Annotated in this window: 3 protein-coding genes; 2 read left to right on the top strand and 1 reads right to left on the bottom strand. The window is 46.2% G+C overall.

The features are described from left to right. The coding region (locus VK541_RS03210) for a GH92 family glycosyl hydrolase (protein ID WP_324366867.1) at positions 1–2,909 on the top strand (2,909 nt) is incomplete at its 5' end. 57 nt (positions 2,910–2,966) lie between these two features. On the opposite strand, the gene VK541_RS03205 is transcribed toward VK541_RS03210, so the two are convergent. After that, positions 2,967–3,698, bottom strand: a complete 732-nt coding sequence (locus VK541_RS03205; RefSeq protein WP_324366865.1) for a GntR family transcriptional regulator — start codon at positions 3,696–3,698, stop codon at positions 2,967–2,969. Between the two features lie 134 nt (positions 3,699–3,832). Here VK541_RS03205 and VK541_RS03200 point away from each other — a divergent pair, with 134 nt between their 5' ends. Next, on the top strand, positions 3,833–5,644 hold the full coding sequence (locus VK541_RS03200; RefSeq protein WP_324366862.1) for a class I mannose-6-phosphate isomerase: 1,812 nt from the start codon (positions 3,833–3,835) through the stop codon (positions 5,642–5,644). Positions 5,645–5,693 lie beyond the last annotated feature (49 nt).

The raw sequence follows: 5,693 nt of genomic DNA, 5'->3' as shown, positions 1-5,693 counted from the left end.
CGTATATATTGCCGGGACCGAAAGATGGCTGGGGAGGTACGGGTGGTACGTCCGGGCTGAGGACACACAATGCCAATATTCTTTTTGGGCTCCAGGATCTGCCCGTGGCGGGCAACTGGAAGTTTGTGGTTGATCTGCTGGGTTACCAGGGAACTTTGCCGCCATTGCTGAAGATCACTGTAAACGGTAAATCTTATGTAAAGCAATTACCTGAACATGATGGCGACAAAACTTTTGCCGGCGATCTGAGCGGTGCCCGGGAGTTTAAAATAGAGATTCCGCTGTCACCGGGGCAACTGAGAAAAGGTGGTAATGAAATTTTGATGACCACCCTGGAAGGTTCATGGCTGGTCTTTGATCAGGTAAGGCTTGAAGGACCTGACGGGGCAAAGCTCATCATCAGCAAGAACATATTTCTGAGAAGCGTAAAAGCGGCCGGATACCAGCTGGACGACAACGGAAAGAAGATCCAGCCCCTGCTGGTTGACGCGCAGCTCATTTCCGGTAAACCGAAACTGAGTGTGAAACTGGATGGCCGTTTGGTTTTTAATGCGAAACTGGACAGTGCAAGGTATCAGTTTGAAGTACCGATGCCGGCTGTTTCTGCTCCAAAACAAAGTAAGTATGAAATTTTCAGCGACGGTGCCCTGCTGGAAAGCGGAATGGTAAAACGGGCTGCGCAGCAGGTATTTACTCCCGCAGATTATGTGGATACCAAAATGGGAACAGCGCATTCGAGGTGGATGATCGCTCCGGGGCCTTGGATGCCATTTAGTATGGTGAAACTGAGCCCTGATAACCAGAATGGCGGCTGGCAGGCCGGATACGAACCGAGTTTTGAAAGCGTAGGCGCATTTAGTCATATCCATGAATGGACAATGGCGGGCCTGGGTATGCTGCCGGTGAATGGTCCGCTGAAGACGAAGACCGGAGATCAGCGCAGTAACGGAACCGGTTACCGTTCGCAGATCGATAAATCTACGGAAGAAGCACCTTTGGGCTATTACAAGGTCCTGCTTACCGATTACAATGTCAAAGCAGAGCTTACCGCTACAACAAGGTGCGGTTTCCAGCGCTATACTTATCCAAAGGCTACAGATTCCAGGGTGATGATCGACTTGCAGATCCCCGCAGAATACGGCTATCAATTGAAGGATGTAACCTTAAAAAAAGTGAGTGACTACCGGATAGAGGGAGTATCGAGACAATTTACTCCGGGGGCATGGTCGGGTGATGTGAACCAGGATTACAAGCTTCATTTTGTCATTGAATTTGACCAGCCCATTAAAAAGTTTGGCACCTGGATAAATGATGACCTCAGTGATCAGGATATTGTCAGCTCGGGTGCTGTAAAAGATGCAGGAGCGTATGTGGAGTTTGACACCCGCGCGAACCAGGTGGTTCAGGTGCGTACTGGAATCTCCATGGTGAGCATCGAAAATGCTTCAGATAATTTGCAGCAGGAGGTAACAAAGCCATATGGCTGGAGTTTTGATAAAGTACGGGACGGACAGCGCGGGGTGTGGAATAAGCTGATTGGCCGTGTGGCCATTACGACCAATGACAGGCGGGAAAAGATCAGGTTTTACAGCAATATGTACCGTGCGCTGGCCAGCAGAAATACCTGGAGTGATCTGGACGGAAGCTGGGTTGATGCTTTTCAAAAAGTACAAAAGCTCAAAGATCCGAATGCGCTGGCCTTGGGCTGTGATGCGTTCTGGAACACTTTCTGGAACCTGAACCAGTTCTGGAACCTGGTGACACCGGAGTGGTCATCTAAATGGGTGAAGTCGCAACTGGCGATGTATGATGCCAATGGATGGCTGGCAAAAGGCCCTGCGGGTATGAATTATGTGCCGGTGATGGTCGCGGAGCATGAGATTCCGCTTATTGTGGGTGCCTATCAGATGGGGATCCGTGATTTTGACGCGGAAAAGGCATTCGAGGCCGTTAAGAAAATGCAGACCACACCATCGCAAAAAGTTGGTCTGGGCTATGCGGGCAACAGGGATCTGATACCTTATCTTAAATACAAATATGTGCCTTATGATCTGGGCAGGTTCTCCAATACGCTGGAATATTCCTACGACGACTGGACTGTCTCGCAGTTTGCCAAGTCACTGGGCAAGAAAGAAGAAGAGAAAATATTTGCGCTGCGCGGCAATTACTGGAGAAATGCCATCGATAAGGAAACCGGATATGCACGGATGCGTCATTCCGATGGAAAATGGATGGCTGATTTTGATCCTTTTAAATCAGGAGCAAACAAACAGTATGTAGAGGGCAATGCCTGGCAGCTGACCTATTTTGTACCTCAGGATGTACCTGGTCTGGCCAAAGAGATCGGTGTGGATAAATTTGTGGAGCGTCTGTCCTGGGGATTTACAGAAAGCAATAAACTGAGGTTTAATGCGCCTGGAGATCAGTACTGGGACTATCCGGTGATCCAGGGCAACCAGCAGTCAATGCACTTTGCCTTTCTGTTCAACTGGGTGCAAAAGCCATGGCTTACCCAGCAATGGAGCCGCGCCATCATGGACAGGTATTATGGCGGAGATCTGGCTAATGCTTATCTGGGAGATGAAGACCAGGGACAGATGAGCGCCTGGTTTATCATGGCGGCGCTGGGCTTGTTTCAAACTGACGGAGGATGCAGTGCCGATCCGGTTTACGAGATCGCGAGCCCGATTTTCCCTGCCGTTACCATAAACCTTGGGGAACAATATGGAAGAGGAAAATCATTCACGATCGAAGCACCGGATGTTTCAAGGGACAATAAATATGTCCAGAAAGCAACATTGAACGGCAAACCCCTGCAGTCCTTTAAATTTCCGGCCAGCGAATTGCTGAAAGGAGGGAAGCTGATCCTGCAAATGGGACCTGTTCCCAATAAGAACTGGGGAATATAATATTTAAGACAATAGTTTGGTTTAGGCTGTGGGTTACGGAGGTAACCTGCAGTTTTTTTATCCCCTGCGGCTTTCTACAGAATAGACAAAACTGTCTGCTTTATAATAACCCAGGTTGTATTCGACTGGCCGTTCGGCCTGATCGTAGACAAAACGTTTGCGAAACAAAATAGGACTTCCGGGTTCGGTCTCCAGTTTTGCGGCTATAAATTTATCCGCGCCTTTGGCACTGATCTCCTCTTTGGAAAGCTCAGTAATGATGTTATAATCCTTTTCCAGGATATCATAAAGCGGCCTTTTAAAATCTTCTTCCCCGGTCAGGCCAGTGCGCGGGTGGAAATACGAAACAAAGTAAACAAAAGGGCCTTCAGGTCTGCCCCGGAGACGTTCCAGTTTTAAGATCTTCTGATCGGTTTTGATGTTGAAGAAATTGGCAATGATTTCCTCAGGATAGATCCAGCTCACATGGAGTTCGAAATTTCTGATCGGAATGCCGCGTGCCTTCATCTCCTGAGAGAAACTCAGCCAGTTGACAGATTTGGAACTGATCATTGCATCAGCTACCTTAGTACCAACCCCTTTTTTCCGGATCAGTAGTCCTTCGTAAACCAGTTTGTTTAAGGCCTGGCGTAATGTGGTACGGGATATGGCCAGCTGATTGGCCAGATCAACTTCATTAGGCAGCAGTTTCCCGTTCTGAAATTGCGGGTCTTTAATCATTTTACGAAGCAGCTCCTCAGCCTGAATGTGAAGCGGTATGGGACTTTTATGATTAAGCGCGATTTTCATCTGTTTATAATTGTTTAAAAATACATTTTATACTTGCAATATTATGAAAATATCTTTGCAAAAGGTGATTAAAACATTATGTTTGTACATACGTATGTATTGTAGTTACATACCCTTAAAAACAATACTGTCAAATGAGCAAAACCAACAATACCGTTAGTGCCGAGAAGTGGAGAGAAAGTACACAACCCTTATTAAATAAACGAGTGTCTGCTCTGACTACCGGCCGAACTGCTTATAACCACACGCCTTTTCATGCTTTAGGAAATGACAAGATCTTTAGCGGTTACGGAAGCCTCGCCGAATGGATCATTGAACGGAAAACAGTTTTAATTGATGGGTATGGTGGTGTATTTTATGAAGAAGTACAACAGCGTATTCAACAGGAACTGGCTGAAAAGGGTTATTTGGTAAACTGGCATGCTACAGCTGATCATTTCAAATCTCAGGAGGAGATTGATGTCATGGTTGAGCCTTTTACAGGCAAAGAATCAGACGTATGGGGGACAAAGACCAGTTTGGTGCTTGAGGATTTTTTTAATGAAGAGTTTTTTACGATATCGGAAGACCAGTTATACGAGATCAATATCATCATTGGTATTGGTGCAGGGCTCCTGCAATGGGATGCGCCTGTAGTATACCTCGATATACCAAAAAATGAGATCCAGTACCGGATGCGGGCGGAATCGATTACAAATATCGGTAAAATGGCCAGTGAAAGTGCTTTTTTGATGTACAAACGCTTTTATTTTGTGGATTGGGTAGCGCTGGACAATCACCGCAATCAGTTGCTGGACAGGATCGCAATCGTCGCAGACGGGCAGCAGTTTGGCGACCTCAACTGGATGTTTAAAAAGGATCTGGTTGATGGCCTGAAGCAAATGAGCCGCACTGTATTTCGTGCACGGCCATGGTTTGAAAAAGGCTCCTGGGGCGGACAGTGGATGAAGGAACATATTGGGGGCCTGAACAATAACGAGGTAAATTATGCCTGGTCTTTTGAACTGATTACTCCTGAGAATGGACTATTGTTTGAAAGTAATGGTCTGCTGCTGGAGGTATCTTTTGATTTTCTGATGTGGTACGCCTATAAAGATGTGCTCGGTAAACATGCGGAATTGTTTGGCCCATATTTTCCGATCCGATTTGATTTCCTGGACACCTTTGAAGGCGGAAATCTTTCTATACAGTGCCATCCCTCTAAAAAATACATCTCAGAAAACTTTGGAGAAACCATTACTCAGGATGAAACCTATTATATTTTAGATTGTGCGCCGGATGCAAGGGTTTATCTTGGTTTCCAGGAAGACATAGATCCAGCAGCTTTCAGGGCTGCACTTGAATACAGCCAGGATAATAAAGAGAAACTCGAAGTAGAGAAGTATGTGCAGAGCTTCCCTTCACACAAGCACGATCTTTTTTTGATTCCGAATGGCACGGTGCACAGTTCGGGGATCAACAACATGGTGCTTGAAATCAGTGCTACCCCGTATATTTTTACTTTCAAAATGTACGACTGGCTTTCATTGGACCTCAATGGAAACCCCCGGCCGATCAATATAGATCATGCCTTTAACAACCTTAGGTTTGAACGAAAAGGAGAAGTGGTGACGCGTGAGCACATTTCTCGTCCGGTGAGCATTGACCGCGGCGCAGACTGGGAACTGATCCACCTGCCAACCCATAGGGACCATTTTTACGATGTCCACAGGATAGAATTTGATTCGGAAGTGATGATAGACACCAATGAGTCCTGCCATGTTTTGATGCTGGTGGAGGGGACTTCGGTTGCTGTTGAAATTGACGGACAGCCGGCTGTTCATTTTGCCTATGCAGAAACTTTTATTCTTCCTGCTGCTGCTAAAAGGTATAAGCTAATCAATAAAGGCCGTGGCAGGGCCAAAGTGATCAAATCCTTCCTTAAGGATGAGGTCAGTTTATTTTAGAAGAACCAATTATAAACCAAATATATGATGAACAATTCTTATAAATTTT

This window comes from Pedobacter sp. (assembly GCF_035317785.1).
Lineage (GTDB): Bacteria > Bacteroidota > Bacteroidia > Sphingobacteriales > Sphingobacteriaceae > Pedobacter.
Note: the sequence above shows the minus strand (reverse complement) of the source record. Positions and strands in the feature narration are given on the sequence as shown.